The sequence below is a fragment of the Sphingobacterium sp. HSC-15S19 genome (genome assembly GCF_050433745.1).
In the GTDB taxonomy this organism is placed as follows: domain Bacteria; phylum Bacteroidota; class Bacteroidia; order Sphingobacteriales; family Sphingobacteriaceae; genus Sphingobacterium; species Sphingobacterium siyangense.
Window position 1 is genome coordinate 1 of record NZ_JBNPWQ010000035.1, and the last position, 18341, is coordinate 18341.

Consider the following 18341-nt stretch of genomic DNA (forward strand, 5'->3'; position numbering starts at 1 on the left):
CGAGACTACACTAGATAGTTCAGAACCTGAACTTCTTTAGATTACAAAAATACTTTTTTGTCTAAATATTTGGAATTTAAAACAGTACCTTTTTTGTTGTTTGCAAAAAAGAAGTAATTCTGCTATTTTAATGGATGTTTAACACCTGTAAAGGTCATCTTAACAGGTATGATATGTCCATTTTTGTCAAATTTCATTTCTTCGATGCAGGTTACCCGCTCATTGGCTCCATCTTTGCCAAGCGGTCTACGGTGATAGACAATAAAATATTTGTCCTTGTTGGGTATTTTGATGACTGAATGATGCCCGGCGCCAACAGCGACTTCAGGATCCCGTTCCAATATTGTCCCGATGCGCTCGAAAGGGCCAAAGGGCGAGTCGGCGATGGCATAAGCGACTTTGTAGTCGGGGCCTGTCCAGCCACCTTCCGACCACATGAAATAATATTTTCCATTTTTTATAAACATAAATGGTCCTTCGACGTAATCCTTAGGGGTGATTTCCTTGTAAAAGGTCCCGTCATCAAAAGGGAGCAAGCCTGTGAAATCTGGTTTTAGTTTGACCATATTGCAGTGCTTCCAACCGCCGTAATACATGTAGAAAGTGCCGTCTTTATCTTTGAAAACAAACTGATCTATCGGCTGAGCGCCATTGATAATATCGTTGATTAAGGGTTTGCCCAATAGGTCGGTATAAGGGCCTTCTGGCTTGTCGGCCACAGCGACCCCAATGCCTCCGATCTCGCCCTGATGCACATCATTGGCTCCGAAAAACAGATAATATTTGCCCTTATTTTCCAATACCGCAGGTGCCCACATGGCTTTTTTTGCCCATTTAACGTTGCTGTTCTCCAAGATACGGCTATGTTTTGTCCAGGTGGCCAAATCGGAAGATGAAAACGCGTCAAAGAATATCTGCTCTTCATAAGGCGCCGAATAGGTCGGGAATATCCAGTATTTATTGCCGTAGATAATGCCTTCAGGATCAGCGTAGTTTCCCGTGATAACAGGATTCTTCTGGGCAAAAAGTGTCGCGGTTAAAAGTAAGGTTGTTGATGTTAAAAATGTTTTAATCATTATGTCGGTTTAAACTTGTAAGGTACGGGATAGATTTGATTGGGATATGCCTAAATGGATCATTTATATGCCCATTTGTCTCATTGTTTTTTGAAATGTTAAAATTTTGTTAAAATCTTATTATGCTTTCGATTGTTTCCGATTTATTTCACATATTTGTTTATGTCATTTCCAAATGACATAAATACTTTTCATAAAATAGGTTAATAATATGGCTAAGATACCCAAAGTCTCCCAGACTTTGGGTGTTTTTTTATTCTCGCTCTAACCCAAAAATCATCACTAGTTTTCTGTCGTTATATAAATTTAAGGTTTGTTCGGCTATGTCAAACTGAATTTGTTTTTGTTCAAAAATTTGAAAAAAGTCATTTTCGATATTTACGCCATTGCAGGCGCGCATGGTGCTTGCTAGGTGCAGAAAGCTGATTTTATCGTCTTTAATGGCAAAATTTCCCCAAAAATTGTTGCATCCCGTTGTGCCGGCAATCGTACCATTTTTGGCATCGAACCCGATACTTGCTTTGCTAGAGCTAACATCCTTTCCATTTAACTGAAGCAGATTCCACTTAAAACGGGCAAGAAATGCAGCCACACTGGGCAGTTCGTTTGCACGTTCTCTCGATAGGACTTCAATTAAACTATAACTGACGGAGTCTGTATCTTTTTGTTTCGTTTGTTTTACGCGAATGCGGTAACGGTAGCCCTCCTGGTAATCGAATCCTTGAATTGTTGACGTGAGGTACTCCCATTTATTCCTTTTGTCAGATTTTACCTGCAGACATTTCAGTTTGCCAAGGCTCTGGGCATTCACGTAGTTTTCTCCAACTTCCCATGTGGCCACCGCTGTATTTTCCGATAGTGATTTTGTAATCGTTTTGGCTAAGGTATATGTCGAATGTGAACCGTTTTGACGTTTGAGGATCCTGATGTCATATTCAAATTTTGGGTCATAATCAAATTGCAAGATTTCGGCATAGAATTTCTCCCAATCTTTGCTGTTGTAGTATTTGACAAGATACGGCGGTGTTTGCTGAAGACCAGATTTTACTTTTACGCGAAATGAAGAGCTCTGGGCAAGTAAGCTTTGACAGGGGAGTAAGAGTGTTAAAAAAAGGAGTAATGAACTGTATGTGGAAGGCTTCTTCATAATTAGAATGTAAATATCAATAAAAACGTATCTTTAAACATGAATATTGCACGGGTGAATCTGTGCCTGCTACTTGTATTTTTTCTGTTAAGTCTGCAGGTTTACAGCCAAAATAGGAAGGATTATTTTAAAACGCAAATTGCCCTTGGGGAATTGACGGATCCACAACTGAAAGAGGTGTCGGGTATCACACCGGCTTATCGGGAGGGCAATTTTTGGGTGCATAATGATAGTGGTGATGGTGCAACTATCTATTTAATCGATCGTCAGGCCAAACTACTGAAGAAATTTTCACTCGAAGGGGTATCTGTCGTCGACTGTGAGGATATCGATCGGGTGAAAATTGGGGATACCTATTTTCTCGTCCTTGCGGATATCGGAAACAATACCGGGAAAAGAACCTGGACATGCCTGTATGTATTTCCTGAGCCTCAGGCTGATGATCCTGGGCTTATTCCGAAAAAGTCAATTCGGGCGATCTTTCTTAAATTTCCGGGCCAGAAACGTTTAGATGCCGAATCGATTATGATTGATCCAATAGACAAAATGTTGTATGTAATATCTAAACGTGAATTTCGATCGACTGTTTATTCCGCGGCGGTATTTACAAATTCAAAACAGCAGTATTTTACCTTAAATGGCGTAGCGGAGCTGCCATTTACTTTTGCTACTGCTGCTGCTATAGATCCGACGGGTACACAGTTGCTTGTAAAGAATATTACCCATATTTTCTATTGGCAGAGGAACTTGAGTGAATCCTGGAGACAGGTACTCCAACAAATGCCGGCTATTCTGCCTTATCAGGTGGAGCCACAAGGGGAAGCGATAGCTTTCGATAGCAAGGGAAATGGATTTTATACAATTAGCGAGCGTCCATTTGGTTTAAAATCCTATCTTTATTTTTTTGAAAGAAATCAATAAATTTATGATAAACACTAGACCTATTTTCAGTTATTCGGAACATAATTTTCCTCAAACCGAACCTATCAAAAACTGCCTATTTTGTCCGAGAGGTATTAGACTGATGTTAATTGCCTTCGTTTTATTTTTATGTACCCCCACGAACACCTTTGCTGCTAAAGTGGACACCCTGTCCATTCAGAGCCCATCCATGGGTAAAGCAATTAAGACTGTCGTAATTCTTCCTCAAAATTACTCGAACAAAATCAGTTATCCGGTCCTTTACCTGTTGCATGGTTATTCCGGTAATTATAGCAATTGGGTTAAAAATTCAAGTGTGAGCGCATTGGCGGATCAGTATGGTTATATGGTCGTTTGTCCCGATGGTGGTTTTGGAAGCTGGTATTGGGATGTCGCGAATGATAAAAACTACCAATATGAAACCTTTGTGTCCAAAGAGCTGATTGATTATATGGATCAGCATTATTCGACGATCAAAGATCGGAGCGGAAGGGCAATTACAGGATTAAGTATGGGTGGGCATGGTGCGCTGTCGCTAGCCATAAAACATCAGGATAGCTATGGCGCTGCAGGAAGTACAGCTGGTGGGGTAGATTTTAGACCTTTTCCCTTAAACTGGGAAATTAAAGATCGCATTGGGAATTACGCTGATGTACCGCAAGAATGGGATAATCGGGTTGTTATTAATATGGTGCCCAAATTAATCAATAATAAACTTCGCCTAATCATCGATTGCGGTAAGGAAGATTTTTTCTATACTGTGAATGTTGCACTGCACGATAAATTGATGTACCATAATATAAATCATACCTTTGTTACAAGTGAAGGTGGACACAATTGGGAGTACTGGTCTCGGTCAATTGTTTATCAAATGGCTTTTTTTAAGGGATATTTTGATCAAGCGAAGAAAAATGAAAAGAAAAATGGATAAATATTTGGCATAAATGAATAAAAAGCTATTTTTGTTAAACAGAGACCTTAACTAACAAATTATAAACTTATTATTAAGCCTTACAAATTGTAAGGCTTTTTTATTATTTTCAGCAAAATTTTTGACTTCACTTGATTATGTTTAAACCTATAAAGGTTGTATTTTGTTTTTCTTCCATTTTGTTCTGCGCGCAGCAAGCGTATAGTCAACAGTCTAAATCTATTTCTGGGTTTGTTAGGGACAGTATCAGCGGTGAGAATATCATTGGCGCCGTCATACGAAACGATACAGAGAAAAAATCCACCGCTTCAAATAAATATGGCTTTTTTAGTTTGTCTGTCCGTGATGCCGGCAAAGGAATGGAAGTATCATCTGTAGGCTATCAAACGAAAGCATTTTCTGTCCATCTTGGCAAGGACTCCACTTATATTATTCAGTTGGTACCTGAGGAAAATCAGCTCGCTGAGGTTACCGTAACTGGAAATAGGCGCAAATCAATAAAGGATCTAACCCCTGGGTTGACACAATTTAGCCCTAAGGAAATCGAAAAAGTTCCTGTACTATTTGGAGAAAAGGATATTCTCAAGACCATTCAGCTATTTCCTGGAGTAACCAGTGGGGGGGAAGGAAGCAGCAATTTTTATGTGCGTGGCGGCGGTGGTGACCAAAATCTGATTTTGCTGGATGAGGCTCCTGTCTATAACAGTTCCCATTTGTTCGGTTTTTTCTCGACCTTTAATTCCGATGCGATCAAAGACGTGAATTTCTACAAGGGAGGTGTTCCAGCCCAATATGGAGGCAAAATATCATCGGTCATGGAAATTACCACCTTGGATGGAAACAACCAGCATTTCAATGTAGAAGGTGGCTTGGGTCTTATTGCTTCGCGTCTTAAATTGGAAGGACCAATTCAAAAAGGCAAGAGCTCATTTATGATCTCTGGTAGACGTACCTATGCCGATCTTTTCTTAAAGCTTTCAAGTGATGAGAATATTAAGAAGAGTGCGCTCTTTTTTTATGACCTCAATGCAAAATTAAATTATCGCATCAATGATAAGAATACACTTTACTTGTCTGGATATTTCGGCAAGGACGCGATGGCTTATCATGATCTGTTTGATTTCAATTGGGGAAATGCGACTGGAACCATGCGTTGGAACCATGTGTGGAGCAATAGGTTGTTTAGCAATACTACGCTTATTTTTAGCAAATTCAATTATCAGGTTAAGATTGAGGATGATAACAACTTTAAAATTCGTTCAGACATCTTTAATTATAATTTTAAACAAGATTTTCAATACAATCTTTCGGACCGTCACAATCTAAAATTTGGATTGCAGGCAGCCTTGCAGGAAATCCGACCGGCAAGTATCGAAGCGGGAGAAGATTCGAAGGTGAATTCATTGCAAATTCAACATCGCAAGGGTGCTGATGTTGCTGCTTATCTAACCGATGACTGGTCTATTACCGATCGTTTAAAATTAAATTACGGACTGAGGGCATCTGCTTACGCAACATTGGGGCCGGGTACATTTTATACCTTCGCTCCTGCAGGTGAGGCCGTAGATTCTACCTATGTGGGAAATGGCAAGTTGGGTAAAAAGTACTTCTATCTGGAGCCTCGCATTTCCTTAAACTACGCTATCAATGATTTAACGACGGTAAAGGCTTCTTTCAATACAAATGTTCAGTACCTGCATCAATTGAGCAATACAACCAGTAGTCTTCCTACAGATCAATATGTGCTGAGCAATAATACGATTAAGCCCCAGCTATCTAATCAGTATTCGCTGGGTTACTTTCGGAATTTTGCATCCAACAGATATGAATTCTCTGTTGAAGGTTATTACCGAGATTTAAAGAACCAGATTGACTATAGGAATGGTGCCGATCTACAGGCAAATGAATTGCTGGAAGGAGAATTGCTGTTTGGAAAAGGTAGAGCCTACGGCATTGAATGGTTTCTGAAAAAGAGACTGGGGCGATTTAGCGGCTGGCTGAGTTATACGTTGTCCAAAAGTGAGCGGCAATTCGAACAAATTAATGATGGTCAATGGTTTAACGCACGTCAGGACAAAACGCATAATATAGCTATCGTAGCGCAGTATCAGTTAAATCCGAAGTGGAATTTAAGCGCAAATTTCGTCTACTATACAGGAGACGCTGTAACGATGCCCGCGGGGAAATATTTTGTTGACGATCGTACAATCTTTTATTACGATAAAAGAAATGGGCAGCGGATGCCTGCTTATCACCGCCTGGATTTGGCAGCAACTTATGATATTAAGCGAACAAAGAATAGCTACTCGAGCTTGTCGTTTGGTCTATATAATGCCTATAATCGAAAAAATGCTTATTTGATCGACTTTAGAGAAAAAGAAGGACAATCCAATGTCACCGAGATTTATCGGATAGCATTATTTGGGACGATCCCATCGATTACTTGGAATTTTAAATTTTAGCAAAGAATGAAGAAGATATTAGGAGTTATAGCTGTTGCATTATTTACTTTAGCGAGCTGTGAGGATAAAATAGATTTGGAACTGCCCGAAAATACAGGTCAATTGGTTATTACCGCAGATTTGATGGTTTCGGATCAACAACATGAGGTTAGTATACAGAAGGTTGTAAGCATTAAAGACTCTCTATTTTCTCCGATAACTGATGCGGAAGTGACCGTTAAGAATATGCAAAATAATCGCACTTATACGTTTCAAGCGGGGGCTGATGGGCTATATACCAATAAGACATTACGGTTACAGGAGAAGGTCACTTACCAGTTGCAGGTAAAGACCGCTGATGGAAGGGAGATCCAAGGGGTATCAAAGGTTCCCAGCTATGTGGACGTGGATTCCATAGGGCTTTCAGAGCGAATTATTTTTACTGACACGATTTACTATCCGACCCTCGTATTTATCGATCCACCAGAAAAAGGCAACTATTATAAGTATAAAATGTCGGTCAATGGAGGTAAATTACGTTTTATTGATGTCTTTGACGATAAGTATAACAATGGCTTAGAAGTGCAGCATGATATTGTCGACCGCGATAGAGATTTGAAAGTTGGTGATCGTGTGCGTATCCTACGTCAATGTATCGATGTAGGCGCCTACAATTACTGGAATAGTTTTCAAATGATTAATCCTGGTTCGGCTTCGCCAGCTAATCCGATTTCAAATTTAAGCAACAATGCACTGGGGTATTTCAGTGTCAGTGTAGGTAAATATTACGAATCTGAGGTGACGTTTACTAGAAGTAAACCTTAATCTATTCTCGAAAGCTGATAGTGATTTTTTAATAGAAACTCTATTGTTTTAGGTAGAACATATTCGACACGAGGAATGGCTTTGATATTATCATGAAAAATAATAACAGAGCCATTTTTAATGTTGGGCAGAACGTTTTCCAGGCATTTCTGGGGACTTAAATTCGGATCAAAATCACCCGACATAATATCCCACATGATCACTCGGTATTTTTTATAGAGTTGACGGAGTTGGGATTTTGTTGCTCGGGCATAAGGCGGACGAAAAAGATCAGTCTGGGTCAGTTCCTGGCATTTCGCAACATTTGCCAAATACTGCTCATCATTTGTTTCCCAGCCTTTGAGGTGGTTGTAGGTATGGTTGCCTACCTGATGCCCTTCATCTAAAATTCGTTGAAACAAATGTGGATTTTTTTTAATATTTTCACCAACACAAAAAAATGTTGCCTTTGCCTGATATTTTTTTAGGATATCGAGTATAAAAGGTGTAATTTCAGGAATTGGACCATCGTCAAAAGTAAGATAGACTTTTTTTTCATGACGTGGCATATTCCATATTGATTTGGGATATAGCCATCTAAGGAAAAATGGAGATTTGACAAAATACATAACCGATAAATGAAGTTCAAATCTAAAAAAAAATGTATGGTTCTACATATGGACATGAAAAGATTTTATTATTCTACAGTAGTATTTACTGGATTATTTCTAGGAACTAATGATTTGGTTCAAGCCCAACAGGTTGTAGGAGTGGCAGAAGCCATTCGTACGACATTGGAACGGAACGTACAGATAAAACAAGCGGCGCTGAACAAAGATCTTGCTGAGCAGGACTTGTTTCAGGCAAAAAGTAATTTATTGCCAAACCTGAGTGCTAGCGTGGATCAAAGTTTTCGTTATGGCTTTGGTTTCGATTTAACTTCCGGACGAATCGTTAATAACACCTGGACAAAAGGAACCAGTGGCTCGGTGGGATCAAGTGTCAATTTATTTCAGGGCTTTCAACAGATCAATCAGATCAAAGCGAATAAATTGCAACTGGAGTCTACGGCGACTCAGGTGGATAAGATCAAGAATGACCTTGTGCTCAATGTGTTGGTCAATTATTTGGAAGCGATTACCAACCATGAGATGATGGTTGCGAGTGAAGACCAGATCGCTTTGTCGAAACAGCAATTTTCATTGGACTCTATTCAGTTTGCGGTTGGCAATAAAACAATTGCCGATCTTGCCAAATCAAAAAATCAGGTTGCTACAAATGAATTGAACAAAGTTAATTTGAAAAATTCATACGAGATGTCTTTGTTGACCTTGAAGCAGCTGATGGAAATGCCTCCTGAAACGCCTATTTCCTTGGAACGTCCAAGCTTGGAATCTATATTGGTTCATGCAGTGGATAAAAATGCGGTGGATGTTTACCAGAAAGCGCTCACATTGCAGCCGGATATTCACAAATCTGCATTGGATAAAGAGGTCGCATTGAAACAAATCGATATTGCGAAGGGGGGCTATTATCCGACACTCAATTTGAACGTGAGTTATGGAACGAATTACTCGTCTGCGACGACAAGGCAAACAGATCCATTGGATCCTGCTACCCTTTTTAGAGTGCCTTTTGGCCAACAGATATCGGATAATAAGTCTTTTTTTACCGGTTTATCTCTTGCTATTCCAATTTTTTCAAGAAATCAGAATAAAGTAAATGTGGCAAAGGCAAAGATCGGTTTTAAACAGGCTGAAGCCTCCGAGCAATTAGCAAAAAATAACTTAAGCAAGGCCGTTAATCAGGCTGTACTGGATGTGAATGCGGCCAAACAACGCTATCGCTCGGCTACCGTAGCATTTGAAAGTGCTGAAACAGCATTTAAGGCGACAAAAGAACGTTACGATATTGGTATGGCGAATTCATTGGAGTTGTTTACTGCTCAAACGGAACGAAATAAGGCCGAATTTGACCTTATTCAAGCAAAATATAATGTAATATTCAGATCAAAGATCATCGATTATTACCTCGGAAATCCAATTCAATTCGATAACAATTAACCTATTTGAACTAACAAAAGAAATGGCAAAGAAAAAACGTAGCATTGGAAAAATTATATTGATTATAGTAGTGCTCTTGGTAGTCCTTGGTTTTATAGGTTTTAAAGCAGGCTGGTTTGGCAAAGGAGAGATTACTAAAGTCGCGGTGGATGTAGTAAAAGAGACTGATGTTGATGAATTAGTTTCTGCAAGTGGGAAGATTCAGCCTGAGGTGGAGGTTAAACTGAGTTCAGAGGTATCTGGAGAGGTTGTTGAGCTCAACATTAAAGAAGGTGATTTTGTAAAAAAAGGACAAGTACTCTGTCGGATCAAACCAGATATTTTGCAATCTGGTTATGATCGCTCTGTTGCAGCAATGAATTCACAGCGGGCCAATTTAGCCGCTGCACAACAGCAATTAAAACAACAGGAAGAAAATTTCAAAAATGTAGCTGCTACCTATAAACGGAATCAGGAACTTTTTGAAAAACGTGTTATTTCTGCTTCAGAAATGGATAAGAGCTCGGCCGAATATTATGCAGCACAGGCTTCTATCCAGGCGCAAAGAGAGACAGTGCGTTCTACAAAATATGGTATTGACCAATCACAAGCCTCAGTAAAAGAAGCGCAAGATAATTTAAATCGGACGACAATTTACGCGCCATCAGATGGCATCATTTCTCTCTTGTCTATCGAAAAGGGAGAGCGTGTGGTTGGAACGGCGCAGATGGCAGGTACAGAAATTATGCGTATCGCCAATATGAGTTCGATGGAGGTTAATGTCGATGTAAATGAAAATGATATTAACAATGTAAGAGTAGGGAATCAAGCTGAGATTGAAGTCGATGCTTTTAAAGACAGAAAGTTTAAAGGTGTTGTGACCGAAATCGCTAGCTCGTCTAAAAACATTGCAACGACTACTACGGCGACATCATCGACAGATCAGGTGACAAATTTTAATGTAAAAGTTCGCATTAGTGCAGAATCGTATCAAGACTTGATGAAAGAGAATGTGGCATCGCCATTTAAACCGGGACTGTCTGCAACAGTTCAGATATTTACAAAACACGATAAAGGACTGGTTGTACCGATTCAATCGGTGACCGTGCGTTCTGATGATAAAGACTCTACAAATACAAATAAGAAAGTTGATGAATATGTATTTGTCCTAAAAGATAAAATAGTTAAGCAGGTTTTGGTGAAGACAGGTATTCAGGATGATAAAAATATCATTGTTACCTCAGGATTGAAAAAAGGAGACGAGGTCGTTTCTAGACCATTTGATGCGATTTCCAAAACCTTAAAAGACGGTAGTCAAGTTGAAAAAGTTGATAAGTCAAAGTTATAAATCTCTTTGTAGATAATAATTAATAAAAAGGGAATTGTTTTTTGATAATTCCCTTTTTATTTTCCTTATAATTTATTAAATTTAAACAACCCAATTGTTAGCAGCTTATGAAAAGGCTATTGGCTTATTTTAAATTTAGTAAAACAGAACAAAATGGATTTTTCATTATTTTGGTGATTATCGTTTTGTTTGTGACGATTTATACGCTGATTAAACGTAATACGAGGGATCCTATTCCTAATCAGGCCAAACTTTTTGAACAGTCCTTTCATGATTCCATCGAGATTTCCAGTCCAACCGACAAACAGGAGTTTAACAGCCCCTATGTGAATAAAAACGAAGGTAGGGAATCCATATCGCCGACTCCAGATTTAAATGATGAAAAGCTATTTTATTTTGATCCAAATAATTTACCTCACGCTGACTGGCATAAGTTGGGACTTTCTGATAAACAGATCGCGGTGCTGAAAAACTATGAAAAAAAGGGGGGGCGATTTAAGGTAAAAACCGACCTGAAGAAAATCTACTCCATTAATGATCGACTTTACAAGAGATTAGAACCTTACATCCAAATAAAAACAATTCCCGATTCGGAACGAACAAAACAACAGGACAGAGCGTCTTTGTTGTATGATAAATTTGAAAGAAATAAAGCAGAGCTGATCGATATTAATACCTGCGATACCACCGCATTAATCAGTCTTAAAGGGATAGGCTCGATTCTATCCAAACGCATTTTGAAATATAAAGATGTTCTGGGTGGTTTCTATCGTATAGAACAGTTAAAGGAGGTTTATGGAGTTACGGCTGAAACGTATGATCTAATTAAAGACTATATTGTTGTAGCTAATTTAGATGGAATCAAAAAAATCAATATTAATAAAGTTGATGCAGCTTCATTGGCTAAACATCCGTATCTTAGCCCTAAAGATGCGAAACTAATCGTCAATTATCGGGATCAACATGGAAGTTATGTCAATATAGAAGATTTGACAAAAATAGGAACACTTTCAGATCTTGCGATTGCGAAGATTGCGCCTTATTTAATATTTGAGAATGATTCAAGATAAATTGAAACTGGAAATCCGGGATATCGTGGATTTTCCTAAACCTGGTATTGTCTTTAAAGATATTACCCCTTTGTTGAAAGATGCGGCATTGTGTAGCGAAATGGTTGATGCGATTATTGATCAGTTGCAGGGAATAGAGATAGATGCTATTGCTGGAATTGAGAGCCGGGGTTTTCTATTTGGATTTTTACTTGCCAATAGGCTGGGCTTGCCTTTTATTCCAATTCGAAAACAAGGTAAATTACCTTTTAAGACCGTCTCTGAATCTTATGCTCTGGAATACGGCCAGGCAACGATTGAAATCCATGAAGATGCTTTTGAAAAAGGAAGCCGCATATTGGTACACGACGACCTTTTAGCAACAGGGGGTACTGTCGTTGCTGCCAGTAAACTTATTGAAAGACTTGGTGGTGAGATCGTCGCTTATAGTTTTATCATCTCTTTGGACTTCCTAAAGGCGAAAGGAAGATTATCCAGGTTCAGTGATAATATCTTTTCATTGGTAAGTTATTAATTTAAAAATATACGATTTAGAGCATTTCACATGATACTTTTTGCAAACGCTAAACTAAACATTGGACTGCAAGTAATTGCCAAGCGTACGGATGGTTATCATGAGCTGAACAGTGTTTTTTATCCACTTCCAATTTACGATATTATCGAATTATTGGATACGACTGGCACGGAGACAACACTAAATATTCAGGGAGAACATATCCCAGGAAATATCCGTGATAACCTTTGTATAAGAGCTTTTGAATTGTTGGAAAAAGATTATGGCATTCCGCCCGTTTCAATTGATTTGATCAAACAAATTCCCATTGGAGCAGGCTTAGGTGGCGGTTCTGCGGACGCGTCTTTTGTTTTGAAGGGGCTTAATACACTCTTTCAATTGAATCTTACAGAAGAGCAACTAGCGGGGTATGCCGCAAAGTTAGGAGCCGATTGCCCTTTTTTTATTGCAAATAATCCTGTTTTTGCAACAGGTATTGGGACTGATTTTAAAGACTTAAATCTAAGTTTGGATGGCTACCATATTGCAGTCATTATGCCCAATATTCATATTTCTACAGCTGAAGCTTATGCTGGTGTACAACCTAAGGTACCCGAAGTTAATTTGGAAGAAGCAATTCGTTTGCCTATCCAAGAATGGAAGTTTCATATTCGAAATGATTTTGAGGACGGTATTTTCGAGAGTTACCCATTGTTGAAAGAAATCAAAGAAACTTTATATCAAAAAGGAGCGATTTATGCTTCTATGTCAGGTTCCGGAGCGGCTATTTATGGCATATTTTGGGAAAAAACAGATTTAAGCGGGCTTGCAAAATATGGCAAGATCTATCATCCAACCAAGCTGTAAGAATATTATCGATTACTAAAAAAGCGTTATGTCTATCTGTTCAAACAGGTATACATAACGCTTTTTTAGTATGTTATTAATACTCTTCTTCCACTTGATAGTTTATGAGTTCTCGAGCCTCATTTAAAACCTTTTCTTTCCGTTCTTTTGTTAAGTTTAGGAGATCCAATTTTTCGGGATTATTAACGATATCTTTCACTAAAATAAGCTGATTTTTGAGCAGTTGTTGTTCTTCAAGGTCTGAAAGAGTTGTTAGACAAGTGACCGGATAAAAAACTGCTTTATCTACTCTTTTTTTAATGCTATTTTCTTTGGGGTAATCCCAAGAGAGCAGGTTGATATTATAATATTTAGCAAAATCAATCGAATCGGAGGTGAAGTAAGCATTGGTAATCAGCCAGCCTTCTTGAAACTGCAGCTGCTTCCCAAAAAACTGATACTTGATATTGCTAATATCGTTGAATCTGGAAAGATAATACATCGGCGTTGTGACCGATATTTTAGCGTCAATATCGTTTCGAAATTTACATTCCGCGGTAATGAGTTTGCCGTCCTTATAGGCGACAACGTCCAATTCATGCGAAACAGCATGCCCCTGCACGGTCTGTCCCGTGGTGCTTTCATAGCCGATGGATCGCAATAGGTGAGCAATGTATTTTTCGAAGTAGAAGCCTTCCGGACCAAGTTCACGCAGAGCTTTTTTAAGGCTATAGCGTGCGGCAAAGGAATTTCGTACTGTTTTTAAAGTATCAAAGGCCAGCTGATAGAGTTCTCTTGTTGAAATGCCATCATATATTTCGTTGAGTACCTTATCGTAGACCTGATTGACCTGGTCAGCATTGGCACCGGAACGAGAAAGCGAATGGCGTAGCGAGTCACCATTAAAGGGTACCAATTCACCAGAATATTTTTTAATTTGCATGTATTTTTAATTTGTTAAATACGAATATAAGAGATGTCGTCGGAGAAACAACATAAAAAACTATTATTCTATTCCTAAACTTTTTTAGGGCACCATTTGTTTATAACATGTACGATAAATAAAATAGAGATAATTATGAGTAACCTACTAAACTTTGCATTTGATAAGATAAAAACAAAGATCGAAGACGATTGTATCGAAGAAAATATTGGCACCTCTGAGCGTGTTCTGTCGGTGATTGCCGGCGGATTCATATTGGGTTTGGGTGTTAAAAAACTGTTTAAATCTCCACTTACTGGATTGTCTGGACTAACCCTTGGTGGAGCTTTGATCTATCGTGGCGTGACCGGCCATTGTGATGTTAAGAAAGTATTAGAAGATAAGGATATCAAAAAAGTAGAGGTGATTGAGCATCGCTATTTTGTTAAATAGCAAGCCTTGTATCCCTAGCTTAATGTAAAAGTGTTTTAGTGGAGGCTTCTATAGGTCTGCTTGACAACAATGCGCTATTTACTTCGCCCTGTGAGCTGAGTTCGACTACGGTGAGAGCACAGTGACTGTACTGTAAAAAGGTGGACTCAACGTGGACTCATGGTGGACTCACTGTGCTTACAAGGCGAATTTAGTAATAGCCCGTCCGCTAGGTGGGGCATAGTTTTGACAATAAAAAAGGAGATGATAAAGCATAAAAAGAGGCGAACACTTCAAAAGTGTCCGCCTCTTTTTATGCTTACCTGTTTGAACAGGCGGGGTGCTTATACGTTAAAACGGAAGTGCATGATATCGCCATCTTGGACAATATATGTTTTCCCTTCCACTGATAATTTTCCGGCTTCTTTTACTGCATTTTCGGAGCCAAGCGTGACGAAATCGTCATACTTAATTACTTCAGCGCGGATAAATCCTTTTTCGAAATCTGTGTGAATTACACCTGCAGCCTGAGGTGCTGTAAATCCATTCTCAATCGTCCAAGCGCGGACTTCTTGTACACCAGCGGTAAAATAAGTTGCTAGATTTAAAAGTGAATATGCCGCGCGGATCAGTTTATGAACGCCAGATTCTTCAAGCCCAAGGTCATCTAAGAACATTTTGCGTTCTTCGTAGCTTTCCAGTTGTGCAATTTCGGATTCGATCTGAGCAGAAATAATCAATACTTCGGCTTTTTCGTCCTTTACGGCTTCCTTAACACGTTCTACATAAGCGTTTCCTGTGTTGACGGAGCCTTCATCTACATTACACACATAAAGTACAGGTTTAGCGGTCAATAATGCTAAATCCTGAATAAACTCAAAATCTTCAGCTTCAATCGCTGCAGTCCGTGCAGATTTGCCAGCCTCAAGATGATCTTTAACGATTGACAGGATGTCAAATGTTCTTTTTGCGTCTTTGTCACCGCCTGTTTTAGCCATTTTTTCAACCTTTTGGATACGTTTTACAACGGTATCCAAATCCTTAAGCTGTAATTCGGTGTCAATGATTTCTTTATCTCTGATCGGGTCTACCGAACCATCAACGTGGATCACGTTTCCGTCGTCAAAACATCTTAAAACGTGAATAATAGCATTGGTTGTACGAATATTTCCTAAGAATTGGTTGCCTAAGCCTTCACCTTTTGAAGCTCCTTTTACAAGACCTGCGATGTCGACGATCTCGATTGTATTTGGAACAACGCGTTGTGGGTTGACTAATTCAGCTAATTTATTGAGACGGGCATCCGGTACGGTAATTACCCCAACATTTGGTTCAATTGTACAAAATGGAAAGTTAGCCGCTTGCGCTTTCGCGTTCGACAAACAGTTAAATAATGTTGATTTACCGACGTTTGGTAAACCTACGATACCGCATTGTAAAGCCATATATAGTGCAAATTTTTGAAATTGCACAAAGATAGAAAATTCACTGTAATTTTTAGCTATCTTGTCGAATGGTTCATTGGTACAAAATTGAACATGCCGAATTTCTGAAAAATCAGGGCATCAGCGAACATAAATTCGGTGGGAAAATTATTTGCATAACCTGGTTTGAAGATCAACTCTATGCGTTCTCCCGAAAATGCCCACATGCTGGAGCACCACTGAAAAATGGCTGGTGTGAACGTGGAAAAGTAATCTGTCCTTTTCACCGCCATGAATTTGATTTAATTTCAGGAAGAGGTAATCCAGAGCAGCATGATTTTATTACTATTTACCCCATAAAATTCGAAGATAAAGACTATTATGTTGGTTTGGAAATAGGCTTTTGGCAACGTTTATTTGCTTAAGAAAGTAACGAAAGTATCATATCTCACCGCATGAATCGTATATCTAATGAGTAAATAAGTATATTTGCTATCGAAAACAAATTAAAGACATGCAGGGGAAAAAGATTGGTATAATTGGTAGCGGAAGTTGGGCTACCGCTATGATCAAGATGCTATGTGAAAATGACCAAGAAAAGCATATTTTTTGGTGGGTAAGAAAGGAAGAAGATGCAGAATATATTGAAAAATTCAAACACAATCCGACTTACCTGAGCAGTGTTTCGGTTGATCTTAGTATTACGACGATTGATACCGATGCAAAAAATGTAATTACGAATTCGGACATTGTCATTTTAAATACGCCTGCGGCTTATTTGAAGGATGCTCTGGCAAATGTTACGAAGGAAGATTTTAGAAATAAAATTGTCGTTTCGGCCATTAAGGGGATTATTCCCAAAGATAATTTGATTATCGGTGAGTTTTTGGAGCAACGATATGAGGTAGATATTGAACAGATCTGTGTGGTTGGTGGCCCATGTCATGCGGAGGAAGTTGCTTTAGGCAAATTGTCTTATTTAACTTTCGGCTGTAAAAACCTAGATAGTGCAGCATTGGTTGCTTCCTTTTTATCGTCAAGGGTCATTAAGACGATTCTTTCGGAAGATGTCCTAGGGATAGAATTTGGTGCAGTATTGAAAAATATATATGCTTTGGCGGGAGGTATCTGCCATGGCTTAGGTTATGGTGATAATTTTCAAGCGGTGTTGGTATCCAATGCAATTCGCGAAATGCGTCGTTTTGTAGGTAAAGTGGACGGTGATACTTCCAGGGATGTGAATACTTCGGCTTACTTAGGGGATCTTTTGGTGACAGCCTATTCCCAATTCAGCCGAAATAGAACCTTTGGAAATATGATTGGAAAGGGGTACAGTGTACAATCTGCTCAATTGGAAATGAATATGGTGGCTGAAGGGTATTACGCTTCGGCATGTATTCAGGAATATGCAAAAAAATATGCAGTGGAATTACCTATATGCGATGCCGTGCACCAAATTTTGTATGAACACCTTCCTGCATCTAAAATTATTCAAGCATTAAGCGAAAAATTAACATAATAAAGTAGCAATAGAGTAGATGATAACAAAAGAAGCGATTGCTTTAGCTTATAAAGAAATTCAGGACGAAATATGTCAGGCGTTGGAGAAATTAGATGGATCGGCGCGCTTTGAAGAAGAATTGTGGGAACGTGAAGGTGGTGGCGGAGGTCGTACCAGGATCATTCAGAATGGTCAAATTTTGGAAAAGGGAGGTGTTAACTTTTCGTCTGTCTATGGCAAATTACCCGAAGCGATTAAAAAATCATTTGCTGTAGAGGAAGATGATTTCTTTGCGACAGGAGTATCCATCGTCATTCATCCAAATAATCCCTTAGTCCCTATTATACACATGAATATCCGCTATTTTGAGCTAAACGATCAGATTCGTTGGTTTGGTGGTGGAATCGATTTAACGCCGCATTATGTCGACGAAGAGGATGCCAGCTATTTTCATCAGCAGCTGAAAGATGTATGTGATCGACATGATGCAACATTCTATGAAAAATTTAAAAATTGGGCGGATGATTATTTTTATATCAGACACCGTCAGGAAACACGGGGAATAGGAGGTGTATTTTACGATAAGTTGAATACTGAAAAAACGGGGATGAGCATGGAAGATATTTTTGCTTTTTCGTGTGATCTTGGCCGTACGTTTGCACCAACCTACACCGCTTTGGTCGAGAAAAATCGACATAAAGCCTTTACTGATCAACAAAAAAATTGGCAATTAATCCGCCGCGGACGCTACGTCGAATTTAACTTGGTATGGGACTCCGGGACTAAATTTGGACTTGAAACGAATGGTCGAATTGAGTCGATCCTGATGAGTCTACCTGCCCAGGCCAATTGGGTGTACGATTATCGTCCTGAAGAAGGCTCAGAAGAAGCCAAAACCTTAGCTTTACTACGAAAAGGTATAAACTGGATTTAAAAAACATCG

18 protein-coding genes are annotated in these 18341 nt (G+C 39.0%); 13 read left to right on the top strand and 5 right to left on the bottom strand.

Features of this window, described 5'->3' with window-relative positions; translation table 11 throughout:
- Positions 1 to 122: 122 nt before the first annotated feature.
- Together L1283_RS22660 and L1283_RS22665 are read right to left on the bottom strand one after the other, a co-directional pair.
- Positions 123 to 1076, bottom strand: a complete 954-nt coding sequence (locus L1283_RS22660) for a glycoside hydrolase family 43 protein (RefSeq protein WP_145329145.1) — start codon at positions 1074 to 1076, stop codon at positions 123 to 125.
- 253 nt (positions 1077 to 1329) lie between these two features.
- Positions 1330 to 2223 (bottom strand): DUF4377 domain-containing protein, encoded by an 894-nt coding sequence (locus L1283_RS22665; protein WP_429626467.1) that lies wholly within the window; start codon positions 2221 to 2223, stop codon positions 1330 to 1332.
- A gap of 39 nt (positions 2224 to 2262) precedes the next feature.
- Between L1283_RS22665 and L1283_RS22670 the strand changes: the two genes are divergently transcribed.
- The 4 genes from L1283_RS22670 (at position 2263) to L1283_RS22685 (ending at position 7341) form a co-directional block, all read left to right on the top strand.
- Positions 2263 to 3144 carry a hypothetical protein gene (locus L1283_RS22670; RefSeq protein ID WP_145329141.1) on the top strand — a complete coding sequence of 294 codons (882 nt, stop codon included), beginning with the start codon at positions 2263 to 2265 and terminating at the stop codon, positions 3142 to 3144.
- Between the two features lie 4 nt (positions 3145 to 3148).
- Positions 3149 to 4075, top strand: coding sequence for an alpha/beta hydrolase (locus L1283_RS22675; protein WP_312352700.1), 927 nt, complete (start codon positions 3149 to 3151; stop codon positions 4073 to 4075).
- A 137-nt stretch (positions 4076 to 4212) separates the two neighbouring features.
- A complete protein-coding gene (locus L1283_RS22680; RefSeq protein WP_145329139.1) occupies positions 4213 to 6537 on the top strand; it encodes a TonB-dependent receptor in 2325 nt (774 codons plus the stop codon).
- A gap of 6 nt (positions 6538 to 6543) precedes the next feature.
- On the top strand, positions 6544 to 7341 hold the full coding sequence (locus L1283_RS22685; protein WP_145329137.1) for a DUF4249 family protein: 798 nt from the start codon (positions 6544 to 6546) through the stop codon (positions 7339 to 7341).
- Here L1283_RS22685 and L1283_RS22690 read toward each other — a convergent pair.
- On the bottom strand, positions 7338 to 7889 hold the full coding sequence (locus L1283_RS22690; RefSeq protein WP_376747311.1) for a polysaccharide deacetylase family protein: 552 nt from the start codon (positions 7887 to 7889) through the stop codon (positions 7338 to 7340). The genes L1283_RS22685 and L1283_RS22690 overlap by 4 nt on opposite strands.
- Before the next feature lie 114 nt (positions 7890 to 8003).
- Between L1283_RS22690 and L1283_RS22695 the strand changes: the two genes are divergently transcribed.
- The 5 genes from L1283_RS22695 (at position 8004) to ispE (ending at position 13140) form a co-directional block, all read left to right on the top strand.
- Positions 8004 to 9383: a TolC family protein gene (locus L1283_RS22695; RefSeq protein WP_158638913.1), complete on the top strand. Its 1380-nt coding sequence runs from the start codon at positions 8004 to 8006 to the stop codon at positions 9381 to 9383.
- Between the two features lie 22 nt (positions 9384 to 9405).
- Positions 9406 to 10710, top strand: a complete 1305-nt coding sequence (locus tag L1283_RS22700) for an efflux RND transporter periplasmic adaptor subunit (RefSeq protein WP_120336006.1) — start codon at positions 9406 to 9408, stop codon at positions 10708 to 10710.
- 107 nt (positions 10711 to 10817) lie between these two features.
- Positions 10818 to 11780, top strand: a complete 963-nt coding sequence (locus L1283_RS22705; RefSeq protein WP_145329135.1) for a helix-hairpin-helix domain-containing protein — start codon at positions 10818 to 10820, stop codon at positions 11778 to 11780.
- Positions 11767 to 12294: an adenine phosphoribosyltransferase gene (locus tag L1283_RS22710; RefSeq protein ID WP_046676245.1), complete on the top strand. Its 528-nt coding sequence runs from the start codon at positions 11767 to 11769 to the stop codon at positions 12292 to 12294. Before L1283_RS22705 ends, L1283_RS22710 begins: the two co-directional genes overlap by 14 nt.
- A 30-nt stretch (positions 12295 to 12324) precedes the next feature.
- Positions 12325 to 13140: a 4-(cytidine 5'-diphospho)-2-C-methyl-D-erythritol kinase gene (ispE, locus tag L1283_RS22715; RefSeq protein ID WP_145329133.1), complete on the top strand. Its 816-nt coding sequence runs from the start codon at positions 12325 to 12327 to the stop codon at positions 13138 to 13140.
- A 76-nt stretch (positions 13141 to 13216) separates the two neighbouring features.
- On the opposite strand, the gene L1283_RS22720 is transcribed toward ispE, so the two are convergent.
- A complete protein-coding gene (locus tag L1283_RS22720; RefSeq protein WP_145329132.1) occupies positions 13217 to 14062 on the bottom strand; it encodes an ATP cone domain-containing protein in 846 nt (281 codons plus the stop codon).
- A 135-nt stretch (positions 14063 to 14197) separates the two neighbouring features.
- Between L1283_RS22720 and L1283_RS22725 the strand changes: the two genes are divergently transcribed.
- Positions 14198 to 14494, top strand: coding sequence for a YgaP family membrane protein (locus L1283_RS22725; RefSeq protein WP_046676248.1), 297 nt, complete (start codon positions 14198 to 14200; stop codon positions 14492 to 14494).
- Positions 14495 to 14817: 323 nt separating this feature from the next.
- Here the strand turns inward: L1283_RS22725 and ychF are convergent, their stop codons facing one another.
- A complete protein-coding gene (gene ychF, locus L1283_RS22730; protein ID WP_075992480.1) occupies positions 14818 to 15918 on the bottom strand; it encodes a redox-regulated ATPase YchF in 1101 nt (366 codons plus the stop codon).
- 68 nt (positions 15919 to 15986) lie between these two features.
- On the opposite strand from ychF, the gene L1283_RS22735 reads away from it, so the two are divergent.
- The 3 genes from L1283_RS22735 (at position 15987) to hemF (ending at position 18332) form a co-directional block, all read left to right on the top strand.
- The gene (locus tag L1283_RS22735; protein WP_145329131.1) at positions 15987 to 16322 is read left to right on the top strand and encodes a Rieske (2Fe-2S) protein; all 336 of its coding nucleotides are present in this window, start codon (positions 15987 to 15989) and stop codon (positions 16320 to 16322) included.
- An 89-nt stretch (positions 16323 to 16411) separates the two neighbouring features.
- On the top strand, positions 16412 to 17416 hold the full coding sequence (locus L1283_RS22740) for an NAD(P)H-dependent glycerol-3-phosphate dehydrogenase (protein ID WP_145329130.1): 1005 nt from the start codon (positions 16412 to 16414) through the stop codon (positions 17414 to 17416).
- Positions 17417 to 17435: 19 nt separating this feature from the next.
- Positions 17436 to 18332: an oxygen-dependent coproporphyrinogen oxidase gene (hemF, locus tag L1283_RS22745; protein ID WP_145329128.1), complete on the top strand. Its 897-nt coding sequence runs from the start codon at positions 17436 to 17438 to the stop codon at positions 18330 to 18332.
- Positions 18333 to 18341: the final 9 nt, after the last annotated feature.

What these genes read in the sequence shown, in the direction of transcription:
- L1283_RS22720 (WP_145329132.1), bottom strand. Translation starts at nt 14,062, where the DNA reads ATGCAAATTAAAAAATATTCTGGTGAATTGGTACCCTTTAATGGTGAC.
- L1283_RS22740 (WP_145329130.1), top strand. Translation starts at nt 16,412, where the DNA reads ATGCAGGGGAAAAAGATTGGTATAATTGGTAGCGGAAGTTGGGCTACC.
- L1283_RS22660 (WP_145329145.1), bottom strand. Translation starts at nt 1,076, where the DNA reads ATGATTAAAACATTTTTAACATCAACAACCTTACTTTTAACCGCGACA.
- ychF (WP_075992480.1), bottom strand. Translation starts at nt 15,918, where the DNA reads ATGGCTTTACAATGCGGTATCGTAGGTTTACCAAACGTCGGTAAATCA.
- L1283_RS22670 (WP_145329141.1), top strand. Translation starts at nt 2,263, where the DNA reads ATGAATATTGCACGGGTGAATCTGTGCCTGCTACTTGTATTTTTTCTG.
- L1283_RS22710 (WP_046676245.1), top strand. Translation starts at nt 11,767, where the DNA reads ATGATTCAAGATAAATTGAAACTGGAAATCCGGGATATCGTGGATTTT.
- L1283_RS22680 (WP_145329139.1), top strand. Translation starts at nt 4,213, where the DNA reads ATGTTTAAACCTATAAAGGTTGTATTTTGTTTTTCTTCCATTTTGTTC.
- ispE (WP_145329133.1), top strand. Translation starts at nt 12,325, where the DNA reads ATGATACTTTTTGCAAACGCTAAACTAAACATTGGACTGCAAGTAATT.
- L1283_RS22705 (WP_145329135.1), top strand. Translation starts at nt 10,818, where the DNA reads ATGAAAAGGCTATTGGCTTATTTTAAATTTAGTAAAACAGAACAAAAT.
- L1283_RS22700 (WP_120336006.1), top strand. Translation starts at nt 9,406, where the DNA reads ATGGCAAAGAAAAAACGTAGCATTGGAAAAATTATATTGATTATAGTA.
- L1283_RS22675 (WP_312352700.1), top strand. Translation starts at nt 3,149, where the DNA reads ATGATAAACACTAGACCTATTTTCAGTTATTCGGAACATAATTTTCCT.
- L1283_RS22665 (WP_429626467.1), bottom strand. Translation starts at nt 2,223, where the DNA reads ATGAAGAAGCCTTCCACATACAGTTCATTACTCCTTTTTTTAACACTC.
- L1283_RS22685 (WP_145329137.1), top strand. Translation starts at nt 6,544, where the DNA reads ATGAAGAAGATATTAGGAGTTATAGCTGTTGCATTATTTACTTTAGCG.
- L1283_RS22725 (WP_046676248.1), top strand. Translation starts at nt 14,198, where the DNA reads ATGAGTAACCTACTAAACTTTGCATTTGATAAGATAAAAACAAAGATC.
- hemF (WP_145329128.1), top strand. Translation starts at nt 17,436, where the DNA reads ATGATAACAAAAGAAGCGATTGCTTTAGCTTATAAAGAAATTCAGGAC.
- L1283_RS22695 (WP_158638913.1), top strand. Translation starts at nt 8,004, where the DNA reads ATGAAAAGATTTTATTATTCTACAGTAGTATTTACTGGATTATTTCTA.
- L1283_RS22735 (WP_145329131.1), top strand. Translation starts at nt 15,987, where the DNA reads ATGGTTCATTGGTACAAAATTGAACATGCCGAATTTCTGAAAAATCAG.
- L1283_RS22690 (WP_376747311.1), bottom strand. Translation starts at nt 7,889, where the DNA reads ATGCCACGTCATGAAAAAAAAGTCTATCTTACTTTTGACGATGGTCCA.